Here is a 14,451-nt window from a genome sequence, read left to right as displayed (position 1 = left end):
CGCCCATGGACCCTACCGGCCCCAGCCTCGCCGCGCGCGCCGCACGGGCCGTCCGCTGGAGCGCGCTGACGACCGCCGCGCGCTTCGCGCTGCAACTGGGTGCCCAGGTGGCGCTGGCCCGGCTGCTCGGGCCCGGCCCCTACGGCGCCTACGGCCTGGGCATCGCGGTGCTCACCTTCGCCGGCTTCCTCGCCGGCACCGGCTTCAGCCACAGCCTGGTGCTGCGCGACCGCGTGGGCGAAGCCGACATCCGCCTGGCCTTCACCTGGCAGCTGCTCGCCGGCGCAGCCTGCGCGCTGGCGATGGCGCTGGGCGCGCCGGCCGCCGCCGCCTTCTTCGGCACGCCCGCGCTGGCCCCGGTGCTGCGCTGGCTGGCCCTGGCCTGCGTGCTCACCGCCGCCAGCGGCACCGCGCTGTGCCTGCTGCAGCGCGCGCTGGACTTCCGCCGCCTCGGCCTGCTGCAGCTGGCGGCCTACGCCGCCGGCTACCTCGCCTGCGGCCTGCCCCTGGCCCTGGCCGGCTGGGGCGCGCAGGCCCTGGCCATGGCCGCCGTCGCCCAGGCCGCCGCCACCCTGGCCGGCGCCTGGTGGCTGCGCCCGCACCCGGTGCGCCCGCTGCTGCGGCACGACGACGGCGGCCAGGCGCTGGACACCGGCCGCGCCGTGTTCATCACCAACCTCGCCAACTGGCTGCTCGCCAACCTGGACCGCCTCGTCATCGGCCGCGCCCTGCAGGCGCACGGCGTGGGCCTGTACACCCTGGCCTGGAACCTCGCCCAGATCCCGGTGACGCTGCTGCTCGGCGCGGTGCAGCCCGCCTTCCTCGCCTCCGGCGCGAAGCTCGCGGGAGACGCCCGCGCGCTGGCCCGCGGCTGGCTCGCCGCCGTGGCCTGCGCCCTGGTGCTGCTGGTGCCGGCGGCGACGGTGCTGGCGCTGCTGGCCCCCGCGCTCGTGCGGCTGCTCTATGGCCCGGCGTGGACGCCGGCCGGCGCCGTGCTCGCGCTCCTCCTGGCCTGCCTGCCGGCCTGGGCGCTGTGGGGCCTGTCGACGCCGGTGCTGTGGCACACCGGCCGGCGCCGGCTCGAGGCCCGCCTGCAGTGGCCGGTGCTGGCGCTGGCCCTGCCCGCGTGGTGGTGGCTCGCACCGCAGGGGCTGGCCGCCGTCGCGGCGGTGACGGCGCTGGCGCTGCACCTGCGCGCCCTGGCCACCGTGCGGGCGGCGCTGCAGGCCCTGTCCCTGCCCGGCGCGCGCCTGCTGCCGCTGGCGCTGCGCGGCGCGGGGCTGGCGCTGGCCTGCGGCGCGGGCACCGCCGCGGGCCTGGCCCTTGCCACGGTCGCCGCGCCTGGCGGCGCCGGCTTTGGCGCCGGGGATGGCGCCGCGGGAGGCGCCGCAGGAGGCGCCGTCCAGGCCGCCGCCTCGCTGGCCCTGGGGGGACTGGGCGCGCTGGCGGCGGCCGCCGGCCTCGTCGGCCTGCGCCCGGCCCTGCTCGGCGAGGAGGCGCGCACGGCGCTGCGCCAGCTGCGCCCCCTGCGGCCGCAGCCCGCGCCCGGAGGCAGTCCATGACGGCGCCGCGGCGCTCGCTGGGGCTGCTGCCCTGGGTCTTCCCGGCGATGCTGCTGGTCGGCGCGCTGGACGTGCTGGCCGGCGGCCGCGACCTCGCCGAGCACTTCGCGCAGCTGCAGGCCGCCGCGCCCGCCCCGCGCCCGCCGCTGGCGGCCTGGGCGCAGCGCGTGGTCTCGCTGCTGCTGCTGCTCGCCGCGATCGAGCAGGTCGCCAACCACTTCGCGCTGCGCGTGCCGGCGCGCTCGCGCGGGCTGCTGGCGGCCTTCATCGGCTACTGGCTCGCCACCATCGCCGCGCCGGCGGTGTTCGGCGCGCACCCGCAGGTGGGCCACGAGCTGCTGTACGCACCGGCGGCCGGCATCGCCACCTGCCTGGCCAGCCCCGCGGAGAAGGACCGCCTGCTGCGCCTGTCCCGCGACACGCTGCTGGCCCTGATGGCCGCCGGCCTGCTGCTGGCGCCGCTGCGCCCCGTCCTGGTGATGGACCTGAGCTACGCCGACGGCCTGCTGCCCGGCGTGCCGCGCTTCGCCGGGCTGGCGTCGCACCCGGTCACGCAGGGCCTGCTGGCGCTGGTGGCGCTGCTGCTGCTGTGGGCCTGCCCGCCGGCCCGCCGCCGGGTGCGCCAGGCGGCCTGGGCGCTGGCGCTGGGGGTGCTGGTGATCGCGCAGTCCAAGACCGCCTGGGTCGCCTTCCTCGTGTGCAGCCTGGCCATGGCCGGCGTGCGCCTCGGCGGCATGTTCTGGCGGCGCCTGTCCGACCCGCGCCGCCAGGGTTTCGGCGTGGCGGTGTGCGCCGCGCTCGCCACGCTCGCCGCCGCCACCGCCCTGTGGGTGCTCTCCGGCGAGGCCGGCGCGCGCCTGGAGGACCTCCTGGAGAGCGAGCAGGGCGCGCAGCTGGTCTCGCTCACCGGCCGCGACCGCATCTGGGCCGCCGCGGCGCAGGAGTGGCGCGCGCACCCGGTGTTCGGCTACGGCCTGTCGCTGTGGGACCCGGCGTACCGCGCCGGCATCGGCCTGCCCAACGCCACCCACGCCCACAACCAGTTCATGGACGACGCCGCGCGCGCCGGCAGCGTGGGCGCGCTCGCCCTCGTGGCCTACGGCCTGGTGCTCGCCGTGCTCTCGGTGCGCCGGGCCCGCGCCACGCAGGGCCTGTCGCTGGCGCTGTTCCTGGCGATCGCACTGCGCTCGGTGAGCGAGGTGCCGCTGCTGCTGCGAAGCACCGACACCGAGCTGTTCACGCACCTGCTGCTGCTGGCGACGCTGGCGGCGGCCGGCCCCGGCGCACGGGCCCGCGCGGCACGGGCGCCCCTGTCCCTGCGACCAGGAGTTGCGGCATGAAGTTCTCGGTGGTCATCCCCCTGTACAACAAGGCGCGCTTCGCCCCGGCCACGGTGGCCTCGGCGCTGGCGCAGTCGCTGCCGCCGCTGGAGGTGATCGTCGTCGACGACGGCTCCACCGACGGCAGCGCCGCCGCCGTCAGCGCCCTGCGCGACACGCGCCTGCGGCTGGTGCGCCAGGCCAATGCCGGCGTCTCGGCCGCCCGCAACCGCGGCATCGCGCTGGCGCGCGGCGACTGGATCGCCTTCCTCGACGCCGACGACGCCTGGCACCCCGGCATGCTCGCCGCGCTGGCGCGGGCCCATGCCGCCTGCCCGCGCGCCGACCTCCTGGGCACCCGCTTTCGCACGGTGAACGACGCCGGCGGCGGCCCCCTGCCCGCCTGGCGCGTGCCGGCCAGCTTCCGCGAGGTGGAGGTGATCGACGACCTGCGCCAGCGCTGGATGCGCAACACCCCCCTGTGCAGCAGCAGCGCCGCGGTGCGCGCCGCCCGCCTGCACGCCCTGGACGCCTGCTTCGCCGAGGGCGAGTCCTACGGCGAGGACCTGGACATGTGGTTCCGCCTCGGCGACCTGGCGCCGGTGGCGGTGGTGGACGCGCCGTACGCCACCATCCGCGGCGGGGTACCGGGCAGCCTCAGCGAGCGCGGCGAGCGCGAGCGGCGCGGCCTCCCGCCGTTCCTGGTGCGCATGCGCGCGCAGGCGCTGGACGGCACCATCCCCGCGCACCACCGCGACTCGGCGCTGTGGTTCGTGGCGCAGCAGCAGGTGACGCTGGCGCGCCAGGCCCTGGCCGCCGGCCGCCGCGGCCTGGCCCTGCGCTGGCTGCTCGAGGCGCGGCACGGCTGCACCCACCGGCGCTGGCTCCTGACCTTGGCGATGGCGCTGTGCCTGCCCCCCGGCCTGGCCGGTCGCTGGCAGCGGTGGCGGGTGCGCAACGCCGAGGCCGACCTGTACATCGGCGAGGAGTGCGCGCCATGACGGACACCCCCTGCCTGCTCTCCGTGATCATCAAGGCGCTGGACGAGGAGGCCCATGTGGCCGGCGCCATCCGCAGCGCGCTGCTCGCGGTGGAGGCCGCCGGCGGCGGCGAGGTGGTGCTGGCCGACTCGTGCAGCCGCGACCGCACCGTACCGGTCGCCGCCGCCTACCCGGTGCGCATCGTGCAGCTGCTGGACCCGCGCGAGCGCTGCTGCGGCATCGGCCCGCAGCTGGGGCTGCAGCACGCGCGCGGCGAGTACGTCTACCTCATGGACGGCGACATGCGCCTGGCCCCCGGCTTCCTCGAGCAGGCGCTGGCCTTCCTGGCGCAGCATCCCGAGGTGGCCGGCGTGGGCGGGCGGGTGGTGGAGCGCAACCAGCAGAACCTGGAGTACCGCGAGCGCACCCGCCGCATGCAGGCGCAGGAGGCGCACCGCCAGCCCGGCGCGGTCGACCGCCTCGACGGCGGCGCCCTGTACCGCCGCCGCGCCATCCGCGAGGTGGGCTACCTCTCCGACCGCAACCTCCACAGCTACGAGGAGCTGGACCTCGCGGCGCGCCTGCGCGTGCGCGGCTGGAAGCTGTGGCGGCTGCCGGTCGATGCGGTGAGCCACGAGGGCCACCGCACGCCCGCCCTGCGCCTGCTGTGGCGGCGCTGGACCACCGGCTACGCCTGCGGCAGCGGCGAGGTGCTGCGCGCCGCGCTGGGCCGGCCCTGGCTGCGGCTGGTGCTGCACGATCTGGGCGAGCTGCGGCTGTACGCCGGCGTGTGGGCCTGGTGGGGCGCGATGGCGGCGGTGGCGGCCGCGCCCTGGCCGGCCGCCTGGCAGGCGCCGGCGCAGGCCGGCCTGGCGGCTCTCGCCGCGGGGCCGCTGCTGGCGGTGTCGGCGCGCAAGCGCTCGCTGGCGCGCGGCGGCTATGCGCTGGCCTCGTGGTGCGTGAACGCGGCGGGCCTGGCGCGCGGCCTGCTGAGGCCGCGCCGGCCGCCGCAGGCGCGCATCGCCAGCCGGGTGCTGCGCGAGCCGCAGGGCGGCGCCTGCATCGACGGCATCGCCCCGGTCGCGCCCGCCCGCCCCCGCCCGCCCTGGATGCACCGCTCGTGAGGACGCCCCCCGACATGGACACCCCGCCCACCATCCTCGTCGCCTGCCCCTGGTCGCCCGTGGGCGGCGGCATGTTCAAGGTCGCCGACTACCTGATCCAGGCGCAGGCCGACCCGCCGCCGCCGGGCCATGCGCGCCTGCGCCCGCTGGACACCCGCGGCGCGGGCCATGCCGCGGCCTCGCTCGGCGTGCTGGCGCGCGCCGTCGCCCAGGTCACGCGCGCCCGCCACGAGGGCCTGGCCGGCGTGCACGTGAACCTGGCCGAGCGCCTCAGCCTGGTGCGCAAGTGCCTGCTGGTGGTGGCCTGCCACCGCCTGGGCGTGCCGGTGGTGCTGCACCTGCACGCCGCGCAGCTGCATCGCGGCTGGCCCCGGCTGCCGGCGCCGGCGCAGGCGCTGGTGCGCCGCGTGTTCGCCCTGCCGCGCTGCTGCGTGGTCCTGGGCCACAACGCCGCCGCCTTCGTGGCCGGCGAGCTCGGCGTGCCGGCGTCGCGGGTGGAGGTGGTCACCAATGGCGTGCCCGAGCCGGGGCCCGCGCCGGCCCGCCCCCGGCCCGCCGCCAGCGGGCCGCTGCGCCTGCTGTTCGTGGGCAACCTGTCGGACCGCAAGGGCGTGCCCGAGCTGCTGCAGGCGATGGCGCGGCCCGAGCTGGCCTCGATGGCGGTGGAACTCACCTTGGCCGGCGGCGGCGACGCCTCGCGCTACCAGGCGATGGCGCGGGCGCTGGGCCTGGGCCCGCGGGTGCGCTTCGCCGGCTGGGCGGCGCAGGACGAAGTGGCCCGCCTGCTCGCCGGGGCCGACGCGCTGGTCCTGCCCTCGCACGACGAGGGCCTGCCGCTGGCGGTGCTCGAGGCGCTGGCGCGCGGCGTGCCCGTGGTGTGCACCCCGGTGGGCGAGATCCCGCTGGCGCTGGCCGACGGGCGCGAGGCCTGGTTCGTGCCGCCGGGCGACCCGGCGGCCCTGGCCCGCGGGCTGGCCCGGGTGCTGGGCGACGCGGCGCTGCGCGAGGCGCTGCGCGCCCGCGGCCGGGCGCTGTACCTGCGGGCCTTTTCCATGCCGCGCTTCTTCGCCCAGGTGGCCGATGTGCACCGCCGCCACTTCGGCGTCGCCGCGGCCCTCGCCGTCCCGGGCGCCGGGCCGGTGCCGGGGCCGTCGGGCGCGCGGCCGACCTCGGGCGCGGTGCGCCGGGAGCAGCCCGCATGATCGGCGACGCCGATCGCGTGCCGGCCGGCAGCGTCCTGCGGGCCGACCTGTGCATCGTCGGCGGCGGGCCGGCCGGTATCGCCCTGGCGCTGTCGCTGGCCGGCCGCGGGCTGCAGGTGCTGCTGCTGGAGGCCGGCCGCCACAGTGCCGACCCGCAGGCCCAGGCGCTCTACGCGGGCGAGCTGGCCAATGGCGGGCACAGCCCGCCCGACCGCTACCGCCTGCGCGGGCTCGGCGGCTCCAGCGCGATCTGGGGCGGGCGCTGCATGCCGCTGGACCCGATCGACCTGGAGGCGCGCGCCTGGGTGCCGCACTCCGGCTGGCCGCTCGCGTGGGAGGAGCTGCTGCCGCATTACCGCGAGGCCAATGCGCTGTGCGAGGCCGGCGAGTTCGCCTACTCCTCGCGCGAGGTGTTCCCCGGCCTGGCGCCGCTGGTGGCGGGCGTGGACCCGCAGGCTCTGCGCACCGACTCGCTGGAGCGCTTCTCCTGCCCCACCGACTTCGGCCGCCGCTACCGCCGCCGCCTCGAGCTGGCGCGCGACCTGCGCGTGCTGCAGGGGGCGGTGTGCACCGGGGTGCGGCTGGCGCCGCAGGGCGCGGCGGTGGAGCGCCTCGACGTGGCCACGCTCTCGGGGCATCCGCTGCGGGTGCGCGCACGCGCCTACGTGCTGGCCTGCGGCGGGCTGGAGACGCCGCGCCTGCTGCTCGCCTCGGACGACGTGCAGCCCGCCGGCGTGGGCAACCGCCACGGCGTGGTGGGGCGCTACTACATGTGCCACATCGCCGGCAGCGTGGGCGAGCTGCAGGTGCAGGCGGGGGCCGGCGAGGTGCGACACGGCTACGAGGTGTCGCCCGACGGCGTCTACTGCCGCCGCCGCCTCTCGCTGCCCGCGCAGCGCCAGCGCGAGCTGGGCGTCCTCAACGCGGTGGCTCGGCTGCACTTCCCGCGCATCAGCGACCCGGCGCATGGCAGCGGCGTGCTCTCGGGGCTGTACCTGGCGCGCCGGCTCGTCTCCTACGAGTACGGCCGGCGCCTGCATGACGAGACACCGCCGACGCTGGCGCTGCACCTGCGGCACCTGGCCAACCTGGCGCGCGACGCGCCGGCCGCCACCGCCTTCCTGGCGCACTGGCTGGCGCGGCGCACGCTGGCGGCGCGCAAGTTCCCCTCGGTGATCCTGCGCCCGCGCGGCAACCGCTTCAGCCTGGAGGTGCAGGGCGAGCAGGAGCCTCGGCCGGACAGCCGGGTGATGCTGGCCGATGCGGTGGACCCGCTGGGCCTGCGCCGCGTGCGGGTGGACTGGCGCCACGGCGAGGCCGACATCGAGTCCGCCGGCCGCACGCTGGACGCCTTCGCCGCCGAGTTCGCGCGCAGCGGCGCGGGTCGCTTCCGCTACCGGCGCGAGACCCTGGCCGAGGACCTGATGCGCTATGGCGCGTACGGCGGCCACCACATCGGCACCACCCGCATGGGGCGCGACCCGCGCACCAGCGTGGTCGACGCGCAGTGCCGCGTGCACGGCGTGGCCAACCTGTACGTGGCCGGCAGCGCGGTGTTCCCCACCTCGGGCCAGGCCAACCCCACGCTGACCCTGGTGGCGCTGTCGCTGCGCCTGGGCCGGCACCTGGCGCAGGCGCTCGCGCCGCGGCGTCCCCCTCACCTGGAGGTCATGACATGAGAGTGCTGGTGCTCGGAGGCACGGGCTTCATCGGCGCACGCCTGTGCGCCCTGCTCGCGGACGCGGGCCACGCGCCGGTGGCGGCGGGGCGCCGCGCCGGCGGCCGCACGCTGGGGCTGGACATCCGCGACGAGGCGGCGCTGCGCGCCTCGCTGCGGCGGGTGGACGCCGTGGTCAACTGCGTCGCCGGCGGGCCGGGCGCGATCGCTGCCGGCGCGGCCTCGCTCGCGCGGGCCGCGCGGTCGGTGGGCCTGCGGCAGCTGGTGCATGTGAGCAGCCTGGCGGTGTATGGCGACCTCGAGGGCGAGGTGGACGAGTCCGCGCCGCTGTCGGCGCCGGCCACCGGGTGGTACGCGCGGGCCAAGCGCCAGGCCGAGGCGGCGCTGCTGCCGCTGGCGCAGGCAGGCACCGCCGTCACCGTGCTGCGCCCGGGCTGTGTGTGGGGGCCTGGCAGCCGGCTCTGGGTGGAGCGCATCGCCGGCCTGCTGGTGGCGGGCCGCCTGGGCGACCTGGGCGCGGGTGGCGATGGCTGGAGCAACGGCGTGCATGTGGACGACGTGGCCCGCGCAGCGCTCGCGGCGCTGCGGGCCGATGCCGATGCCGACGCCGATGCCAGCAGCAGCGGCCGCGCGGCGCGGTCCCGTGTCTACAACCTCGCGGCGCCGGACAGCCCGCGCTGGAACGCCTGGTTCTGCGACCTGGCGCTGGCCATCGGCGCGACGCCGCTGCGCCGCGTCCCCGCGTCGAGGCTGAGGCTGGATGCCTGGCTGGCGGGCGCGCCGCTGCACGCGCTGCGGCGCCTGCGCGGTCGCGGCCCCTGGCCGGTGTCGCCGGGCCTGCCGGCGCTGTTCGCCCGCCAGCTGCGGCTGGACGCGACCGCCGCCACCCGCCAGCTCGGCCTCACCTGGACCGCCTACCCGACGTCGCTGCACCAGGGCGCGGCCTGGTGGCTGGCGCAGCGGGCGGCGCCTACCCGGGCGGGGTGGGTGGCGTAAGGGGGCTGGGGTCAGGTCTTGCAGCAACGCGACGGGTTGTCTCGGTCTCCCCGGGCTTCCCCCGGCTAAGCGCGCTGCACGGGCGGGGGCAGCAGGCTCCTCCCGGGGGGCTGGTGCGCTCCCGCGCACGGCCCCACGGGTCCCTCCGCCTGCCGCCCCCGCCCGCGCATCACGCACGAACACGCGAAGGCTTCGCGCCGGAAGGAACACGGGTCGTTTTTCACGCCACGGTCCGCTCGCACGCGTGAGCAATGCGCGTTCGAAGTCGCCCCTCGCTCGCTTGCAGCCGCCCCTCCGAAATACCTCGGCCGGACAAGACGGAGGTGATCTCTCCGGCGCGAAGCCTTCAACTTGGCGACGCGAACCTCGCCGGAGAAAGACAGGCAACAGCGCCACGCAAACCCGATCGACAAACAAACTGTCGCGTTAATGCAAGACCTGACCCCCTGCCCCCCGCCAGTCCCGCCACGCACAGCCCAGCGCGCGTGCCAGGAAGACCGGATTGCCCACCACGTAGCGCCCGAACAGCCGACGTGGTTCGCAGGCCAGGCGCCAGGCCCACTCCAGGCCCGCGGCCCGCAGCGGCCGTGGCGCGCGCACCGTCCGGCCCGCGAGGAAGTCGAGGATGGCGCCGCCGCACACCACCAGGCAGGGGTGCCGCAGTGCGTCGCGCAGCGCCCGCGCCACCGCCTCCTGGCGCGGCATGCCCATGGCCAGCACCACCAGCCGCGGGCGGTGCTCACGCACGAGGCGGACATAGTCGTTCACCGGCAGGAACCCGTGCGCCACCACGCAGCGCGCGCCCGGCGCCCATTCGCCCTCCACCACCGCCCGCGCCCGCGACAGCCACGGCTCGCGCGTGCCAAGCAACGCGATGGAAGCCCCCGCGTGGCGACGCAGCAGCCGCGGGATCAGGTCGGTACCGTTCAGGTTCAGGCCCGGCGCGCGATTGGCCAGCGCCATGAACAGCCCCACGCCCACCCCGTCGCGCAGCAGCGTGTCGGCCACGAGCAGGTCGCGCGCGAACGCGGCGTCGCGCGCGGCGAGGTTCAGCGCGTGGGCGTTGGCAAAGGCCAGCACGTGCGGGCCCGCCGGCCGGTCCAGCCACTCCAGCAGCTGCCCGCACCCCGCCTCGCCATGCACCACCGACAGCGCGCGCACCAGGCGCAGCCAGCGCCCGTGCCAGGGCGGCTCACTCACGCGCGGCCCGTGGCGTTGAGGACCGCGCCGACCACCGTCACGCCGAACTCCCGCAGCGAGCCGGCCAGGCCCGCCAGCCCCGGCAGCGAGCTGGCGTCGCGGCAGGCCAGCACCAGCGCGGCGCCGGCGCGCACGGCCACGGTGCCGGCGTCCGCGCAGCCGCCGAAGGCCGGCGTGTCGACCAGGATCACCTCGTAACTCGAACGCAGCGACGACAGCAGCCGCGTGAAGGCGCCACGCGCCAGCAGCTCCTGCGGGTTCGGCGGCGCGGTGCCCGCGGGCAGCAGGGACAGCCCGGGCAGCGCCGGGATGTCGACCACCGCGTCGGTGCCCAGGCGGCCCGCCAGCACCCCCGACAGCCCCTGCCGCCCGGCCACGCCGAACAACCGGTGCTGGCGCGGGTGGCGCAGGTCGGCATCGATCACCAGGGTGCGCTTGCCCAGTTGCGAGAACAGCACCGCCAGGTTGGCCGTGACATAGCTGCGGCCCTCCCGCCGACCGGGGCTGACCACAGCCAGCGCGGCATGACGCGCATCGTTCTCGAACCACCGCAGCATCAACTGGCTGCGCAGCGAGCGCAGGTGCTCCACGGCCTCGTTCTCCGGCTGCCACGCCGCCACCAGCTCGGGGCCGAGGCCGGCGTCGCGCGGCGGGCTCACGTGGCCGAACTGCAGGCTCAGCGCGGCGCGAACGTCCTGCGGCGTCAGCAGGCCCAGCGCCATGCCGGCCTCGCCATAGAGCTGGCCCGAGCGGGCCTGGTGCTCGTGGATCCGCTGCGCGTCGGGCGGCGCCAGGCGGCCCAGGTCGACCAGCAGCGCCCCCATCGGCAGGCCGGCCTGGCGCGAGGCCAGCGCCAGCGGGTTGTCGCCGTCACGCGGCATCGGCAGGACACGGGAGGTCATGCGGCACCTCCGGGCGCCAGCGACAGCATCCGCCGCGCCGGCCGCGACGGCGCGGGCAGCGCCGGCGGGACGCTGGCGAGCAGCGGCAGGTCCGCCCCCAGCACGATGTCGTCCGCCGAGCGCACGCGCCGGCGCGCCAGCTCCAGGCCCAGCGCGCCGACCACCCCCAGGACCAGGCCCGCCAGCACCGCGACCGCCAGCGCCTGCCGCGTGCTCGGGCCGGCCGGCTGCTGCGGCTCGAGCGCGGGCGCCAGCAGCAGCAGGTTGGTCTGCGTGGTCAGGCTCTGCAGCCGGGTCTTGGAAGCATTGGTGCTCACGCCCTCGAAGGCGCGCTGCGCCGCGTCCACGTCCTGCTTGAGGAGCGCGAGGTGGGCGCGGTCCCGGTTCAGGTCCAGCACCCGCGTGCGCTGCGCCGCCAGCGCCGCGCCCAGGTCCCGCTCGCGCGCCTTGCCGGCCTCGTAGCTGGCCTCCAGGCTGCGCCCGATGCGGGCCGTCTCGCCCGCCAGCCGCGCCTGCAGCGCGTCATGCTCGGCCTGCAGCCGCTGCATCTGCGGGTGGCGCGGCCCCAGCGTGGCCGAGGCCTCCTGCAGCCGCGCCTCGGTGCGGGCGATGTCGGCCTTCAGGCCGTTGACCAGGGGACTGAGCATCACCTCCGCCACCGTCTCGCGCGCCGCGCCGCGCTTGCTTTGCGGGTCCGTCGTCTGCGCCTGCACCGCGGCGAGCTGGGTGGCCAGCGCGTTGAGGCGCGCCATCTCGTGGTCGGCCTGGCCCTCGCTGACCAGGCCGGCGCGCTGCTGGAACTCCGAGAGCCGCAGCTGCGCCTCCTCCAGCTTGCGCCGCGACAGGCGCACCTGCTCGTCGAACCAGGTGGCGTCCTGCTTGGCCGGGCCGGTGCGCAGGTCCAGGCTCACCTCGACGAAGCCGCGCGCGAACGCATTGGCCACGCGCGCCGCCTCGCCGGGGCTGCGGCCGGTCCAGCCGATGTGGATGATGTTGCTCTCGCGCGCCGGCTTCACCTCCAGGCCGGCCTTGAGGGCCTGCAGCCGCTCGCGCCGGCGGGCCTCGCCCAGGGGCGGCGCGTCGGGGTTGCGGCGCACCTCGTCGGCGACGATCTGGTCCAGCGCGCGCTCGGCGACGCGGTCGCTGCGCGCCACGTCGATCTGCGTGGCCATGTAGCTGGCCAGCAGCGCGGGCGAGTAGCCGCCGCCCACGTCGCTGGCCTGCACGTCGACCAGCACCGGCGCGCGCGCGCTCCACCAGGCCGGCCGCAGGAGCACCCAGGCCAGGGCCGCCGCCAGCGTGGCCAGCACGATCAGGCCCGCGCAGGCCCAGCGGGCCCGCAGGATGGACAGGAACTGCATCAGCGTCATGGCGCCCTCCCCGGCTCGATCGCGGCGGCCTCAGAACAGGCTCTCGCGCACGTAGATCACGTCACCCGGCTGCACCAGGTCGGTCAGCTCGGGGCTGGACTCGGCCACCTTGCCGTCGGGTCCCGCGCGGTGCAGGCGCAGCCGGCGCTGGCTGCCGCGCGCGGTGGGGCCGCCGCCGGCGGCCAGCGCCTGCATCACGGTCATCTGCCGCTCGACGCGGTAGGGCCCGGGCTTCTGCGCCTCGCCGTAGATGTAGAAGACCGGCGCGCGCGGCACGTACAGCGCGTCGCCGGCGGCCAGCACCAGGTCGTCCTGCGCAGCGGCGCCGGAGAACAGCGAGGGGATGTCGATCACGCGGCGCAGGGGCTGGCCGCCGCGCGTGCCGGTGACCACCAGCACGTCGTCCCCCAGCGGGGTGACGCCGCCGGCCGAGGCCAGCATCTCGCTGGCGCGCACGTTGGCCGTCTCCAGCGGGAAGCGGCCGGGCCGCGCCACCTGCCCGAGCACCGCGACCTGGCTGCCGCGCACCTGCACGAGGTTGATGTTCACCTGCGGCGACTTGAGGAAGCGCCCCTGCCGCAGCGCGTCGGCGATGCGGCGCTCGGCCTCGCCCAGCGACAGCCCGCCCACCTGCACGCTGCCCACCAGCGGGTAGCTGATGGCGCCCGCCTCGGAGACGCGGGCCTCGACGCTGAGGTCGGGGTTCTGGAACACCTGCACGCGGATCGCATCGCCGGGGCCGAGGCGGTACTCGCCCGCGGCGAACGGGAGCGCGGGCAACGCGCAGGCCAGGAGGGCGATGGCGCGCAGGAGGATCGGCACGAGGTTCAGCACAGGGGACATGGCAGGCTCCGCAGGGTCGTTCAGAAGGCCAGGCGCGCGGCCAGCGACACCAGCCGCGCGCGGAAGTCGTGGGACGGCAGGCTCGAGTCGCGCCATTCGCGCCGCACCGAGGCCGAGACGCGCAGGGCGCGCATCACGTCCCAGTCGAGGCCCAGCGAGACCTGGCGCAGGCGGTCGTCACGGCCGGCGTCGGGCGAGGCCGCCGCGGCCACCTGCCAGGCGCGCTTCTCGCGCGCCAGCCGCAGGCGCAGGGTGAGCTTGGCGGTGGCGTGCCAGGTGGGCGAGACATGCGCGCGCCAGCCGCGCACGTGGCCGCCGCCGGCGAACTCGTAGCTGCCCAGGTCGCGCGCCAGGCCGAGGTCGACCCGCGTCTTGGGCGAGTAGCGCCAGCCGGCCTCCAGGCTGCCCACCGTGCCCTCGAAGTCGCGCCCCGGCTCGGCGTCGTGCGCGCGCCGCAGGCGGCCCACGCGCAGGTCCAGCGTGGTGCCCTCGGTCGCGGGCCAGTGCAGGGAGACGGTGGGCTCGGTCTCGCGGAAATCGGGCGCGACGCGGTCCTCGTAGTGCCCGTCGCCGCGCCGCAGCCAGGCCAGCACGCGCGCGCCCGAGGCGAACTCGTAGCCCCCGCCGAGCCGGGCGCTGTCCACCCGCGGGCTGGACTCCAGCGCGCGCGGGTCGTCGCTGCGGCTGCTGCGGCGCGACAGGCCGGCCAGCGCGCGCCAGCCGCCGGCGCCCAGCCAGGTGGCCTGGGCCAGCTCGTCGCGCTCGGTGCGGCGGAACACGCTGCCGGCGCCGGGGGTGGCGTCGGTGATGTCGCGGTACTGGCGGCGCTGCGCGCTGAGCACGCCCTCCAGCCGCGGCGTGACGCGGAAGTTCCACGCCGCCTCGTAGGCCAGGGTGCGGTAGTCGAGGTTGGCGAAGTCGCGGTAGTGCCAGCGGCGGGCCTCGGCGTCGAGCGTGAGCCGTTGCAGGCTCCAGCGCTTGTCCAGGTGCAGTCCGGCGGCCAGCACCGCGGCCTCGTCGGCGGTGGCCTGCGGGGCGCGCAGCACGTTGGAGTCACGCTCCAGGCCGGCCGAGGCGCGCCACTGCAGCACCGGGCCGGCCGGCTCGTCCTGCGCGCGCGCGGCAGTGGCCGTAGCGAGGACGGCCAGGGCCGTGGCGGCAATGAGGGCCGGGGTGGCCGGGGTGGCCGCAGTGACGGCTGGGGCCAAGGCGGTCGGCGGACGGCAACAGGGGTTCACGCAGGCTCCTCGGGGACCAGGGGGAACGATGGTCGGG

Annotated in this window: 12 protein-coding genes; 7 read left to right on the top strand and 5 right to left on the bottom strand. The window is 77.2% G+C overall.

The genetic code is table 11. The features are described 5' to 3' along the window. The first annotated feature begins 5 nt into the window (after nucleotides 1-5). From ACFQZY_RS05270 to ACFQZY_RS05240, 7 genes are read left to right on the top strand one after another with little or no spacing between them, the layout of a single operon-like run. Complete coding sequence (locus ACFQZY_RS05270; RefSeq protein ID WP_377413499.1) at nucleotides 6-1,562, top strand: oligosaccharide flippase family protein; 1,557 nt, start codon at nucleotides 6-8, stop codon at nucleotides 1,560-1,562. Continuing rightward, nucleotides 1,559-2,902 (top strand): O-antigen ligase family protein, encoded by a 1,344-nt coding sequence (locus tag ACFQZY_RS05265; RefSeq protein WP_377413497.1) that lies wholly within the window; start codon nucleotides 1,559-1,561, stop codon nucleotides 2,900-2,902. Before ACFQZY_RS05270 ends, ACFQZY_RS05265 begins: the two co-directional genes overlap by 4 nt. Next, entirely contained in the window at nucleotides 2,899-3,882 is a 984-nt protein-coding gene (locus ACFQZY_RS05260; RefSeq protein ID WP_377413495.1) for a glycosyltransferase family 2 protein, read from the top strand. The genes ACFQZY_RS05265 and ACFQZY_RS05260 overlap by 4 nt, the downstream gene beginning before the upstream one ends. Continuing rightward, complete coding sequence (locus ACFQZY_RS05255; RefSeq protein ID WP_377413493.1) at nucleotides 3,879-4,985, top strand: glycosyltransferase family 2 protein; 1,107 nt, start codon at nucleotides 3,879-3,881, stop codon at nucleotides 4,983-4,985. The genes ACFQZY_RS05260 and ACFQZY_RS05255 overlap by 4 nt, the downstream gene beginning before the upstream one ends. Nucleotides 4,986-4,999: 14 nt before the next feature. Next, a complete protein-coding gene (locus tag ACFQZY_RS05250) occupies nucleotides 5,000-6,187 on the top strand; it encodes a glycosyltransferase family 4 protein (protein ID WP_377413491.1) in 1,188 nt (395 codons plus the stop codon). After that, nucleotides 6,184-7,866, top strand: coding sequence for an FAD-dependent oxidoreductase (locus ACFQZY_RS05245; protein WP_377413488.1), 1,683 nt, complete (start codon nucleotides 6,184-6,186; stop codon nucleotides 7,864-7,866). Before ACFQZY_RS05250 ends, ACFQZY_RS05245 begins: the two co-directional genes overlap by 4 nt. Beyond that, nucleotides 7,863-8,861, top strand: coding sequence for an NAD-dependent epimerase/dehydratase family protein (locus ACFQZY_RS05240; protein WP_377413485.1), 999 nt, complete (start codon nucleotides 7,863-7,865; stop codon nucleotides 8,859-8,861). The genes ACFQZY_RS05245 and ACFQZY_RS05240 overlap by 4 nt, the downstream gene beginning before the upstream one ends. Before the next feature lie 426 nt (nucleotides 8,862-9,287). Here ACFQZY_RS05240 and ACFQZY_RS05235 read toward each other — a convergent pair whose 3' ends face one another. From ACFQZY_RS05235 to ACFQZY_RS05215, 5 genes are read right to left on the bottom strand one after another with little or no spacing between them, the layout of a single operon-like run. Further along, on the bottom strand, nucleotides 9,288-10,061 hold the full coding sequence (locus ACFQZY_RS05235) for a WecB/TagA/CpsF family glycosyltransferase (protein WP_377413483.1): 774 nt from the start codon (nucleotides 10,059-10,061) through the stop codon (nucleotides 9,288-9,290). Beyond that, on the bottom strand, nucleotides 10,058-10,963 hold the full coding sequence (epsG, locus tag ACFQZY_RS05230; RefSeq protein WP_377413481.1) for a chain length determinant protein tyrosine kinase EpsG: 906 nt from the start codon (nucleotides 10,961-10,963) through the stop codon (nucleotides 10,058-10,060). The genes ACFQZY_RS05235 and epsG overlap by 4 nt, the downstream gene beginning before the upstream one ends. Further along, nucleotides 10,960-12,333 (bottom strand): chain length determinant protein EpsF, encoded by a 1,374-nt coding sequence (locus ACFQZY_RS05225; RefSeq protein WP_377413478.1) that lies wholly within the window; start codon nucleotides 12,331-12,333, stop codon nucleotides 10,960-10,962. Before ACFQZY_RS05225 ends, epsG begins: the two co-directional genes overlap by 4 nt. A 30-nt stretch (nucleotides 12,334-12,363) precedes the next feature. Beyond that, the gene (epsE, locus tag ACFQZY_RS05220) at nucleotides 12,364-13,176 is read right to left on the bottom strand and encodes a polysaccharide export protein EpsE (RefSeq protein WP_377413476.1); all 813 of its coding nucleotides are present in this window, start codon (nucleotides 13,174-13,176) and stop codon (nucleotides 12,364-12,366) included. A gap of 20 nt (nucleotides 13,177-13,196) precedes the next feature. After that, nucleotides 13,197-14,384: an outer membrane beta-barrel protein gene (locus ACFQZY_RS05215; RefSeq protein WP_377413473.1), complete on the bottom strand. Its 1,188-nt coding sequence runs from the start codon at nucleotides 14,382-14,384 to the stop codon at nucleotides 13,197-13,199. Between the last annotated feature and the right edge of the window lie 67 nt (nucleotides 14,385-14,451).

The sequence above is a fragment of the Ramlibacter sp. GCM10027632 genome (assembly GCF_042675325.1).
Classification (GTDB): Bacteria; Pseudomonadota; Gammaproteobacteria; order Burkholderiales; family Burkholderiaceae_C; genus Ramlibacter.
Note: the sequence above shows the minus strand (reverse complement) of the source record. Positions and strands in the feature narration are given on the sequence as shown.

What these genes read in the sequence shown, in the direction of transcription:
- ACFQZY_RS05225 (WP_377413478.1), bottom strand. Translation starts at nt 12,333, where the DNA reads ATGACGCTGATGCAGTTCCTGTCCATCCTGCGGGCCCGCTGGGCCTGC.
- ACFQZY_RS05255 (WP_377413493.1), top strand. Translation starts at nt 3,879, where the DNA reads ATGACGGACACCCCCTGCCTGCTCTCCGTGATCATCAAGGCGCTGGAC.
- ACFQZY_RS05240 (WP_377413485.1), top strand. Translation starts at nt 7,863, where the DNA reads ATGAGAGTGCTGGTGCTCGGAGGCACGGGCTTCATCGGCGCACGCCTG.
- epsE (WP_377413476.1), bottom strand. Translation starts at nt 13,176, where the DNA reads ATGTCCCCTGTGCTGAACCTCGTGCCGATCCTCCTGCGCGCCATCGCC.
- epsG (WP_377413481.1), bottom strand. Translation starts at nt 10,963, where the DNA reads ATGACCTCCCGTGTCCTGCCGATGCCGCGTGACGGCGACAACCCGCTG.
- ACFQZY_RS05245 (WP_377413488.1), top strand. Translation starts at nt 6,184, where the DNA reads ATGATCGGCGACGCCGATCGCGTGCCGGCCGGCAGCGTCCTGCGGGCC.
- ACFQZY_RS05260 (WP_377413495.1), top strand. Translation starts at nt 2,899, where the DNA reads ATGAAGTTCTCGGTGGTCATCCCCCTGTACAACAAGGCGCGCTTCGCC.
- ACFQZY_RS05265 (WP_377413497.1), top strand. Translation starts at nt 1,559, where the DNA reads ATGACGGCGCCGCGGCGCTCGCTGGGGCTGCTGCCCTGGGTCTTCCCG.
- ACFQZY_RS05270 (WP_377413499.1), top strand. Translation starts at nt 6, where the DNA reads ATGGACCCTACCGGCCCCAGCCTCGCCGCGCGCGCCGCACGGGCCGTC.
- ACFQZY_RS05250 (WP_377413491.1), top strand. Translation starts at nt 5,000, where the DNA reads ATGGACACCCCGCCCACCATCCTCGTCGCCTGCCCCTGGTCGCCCGTG.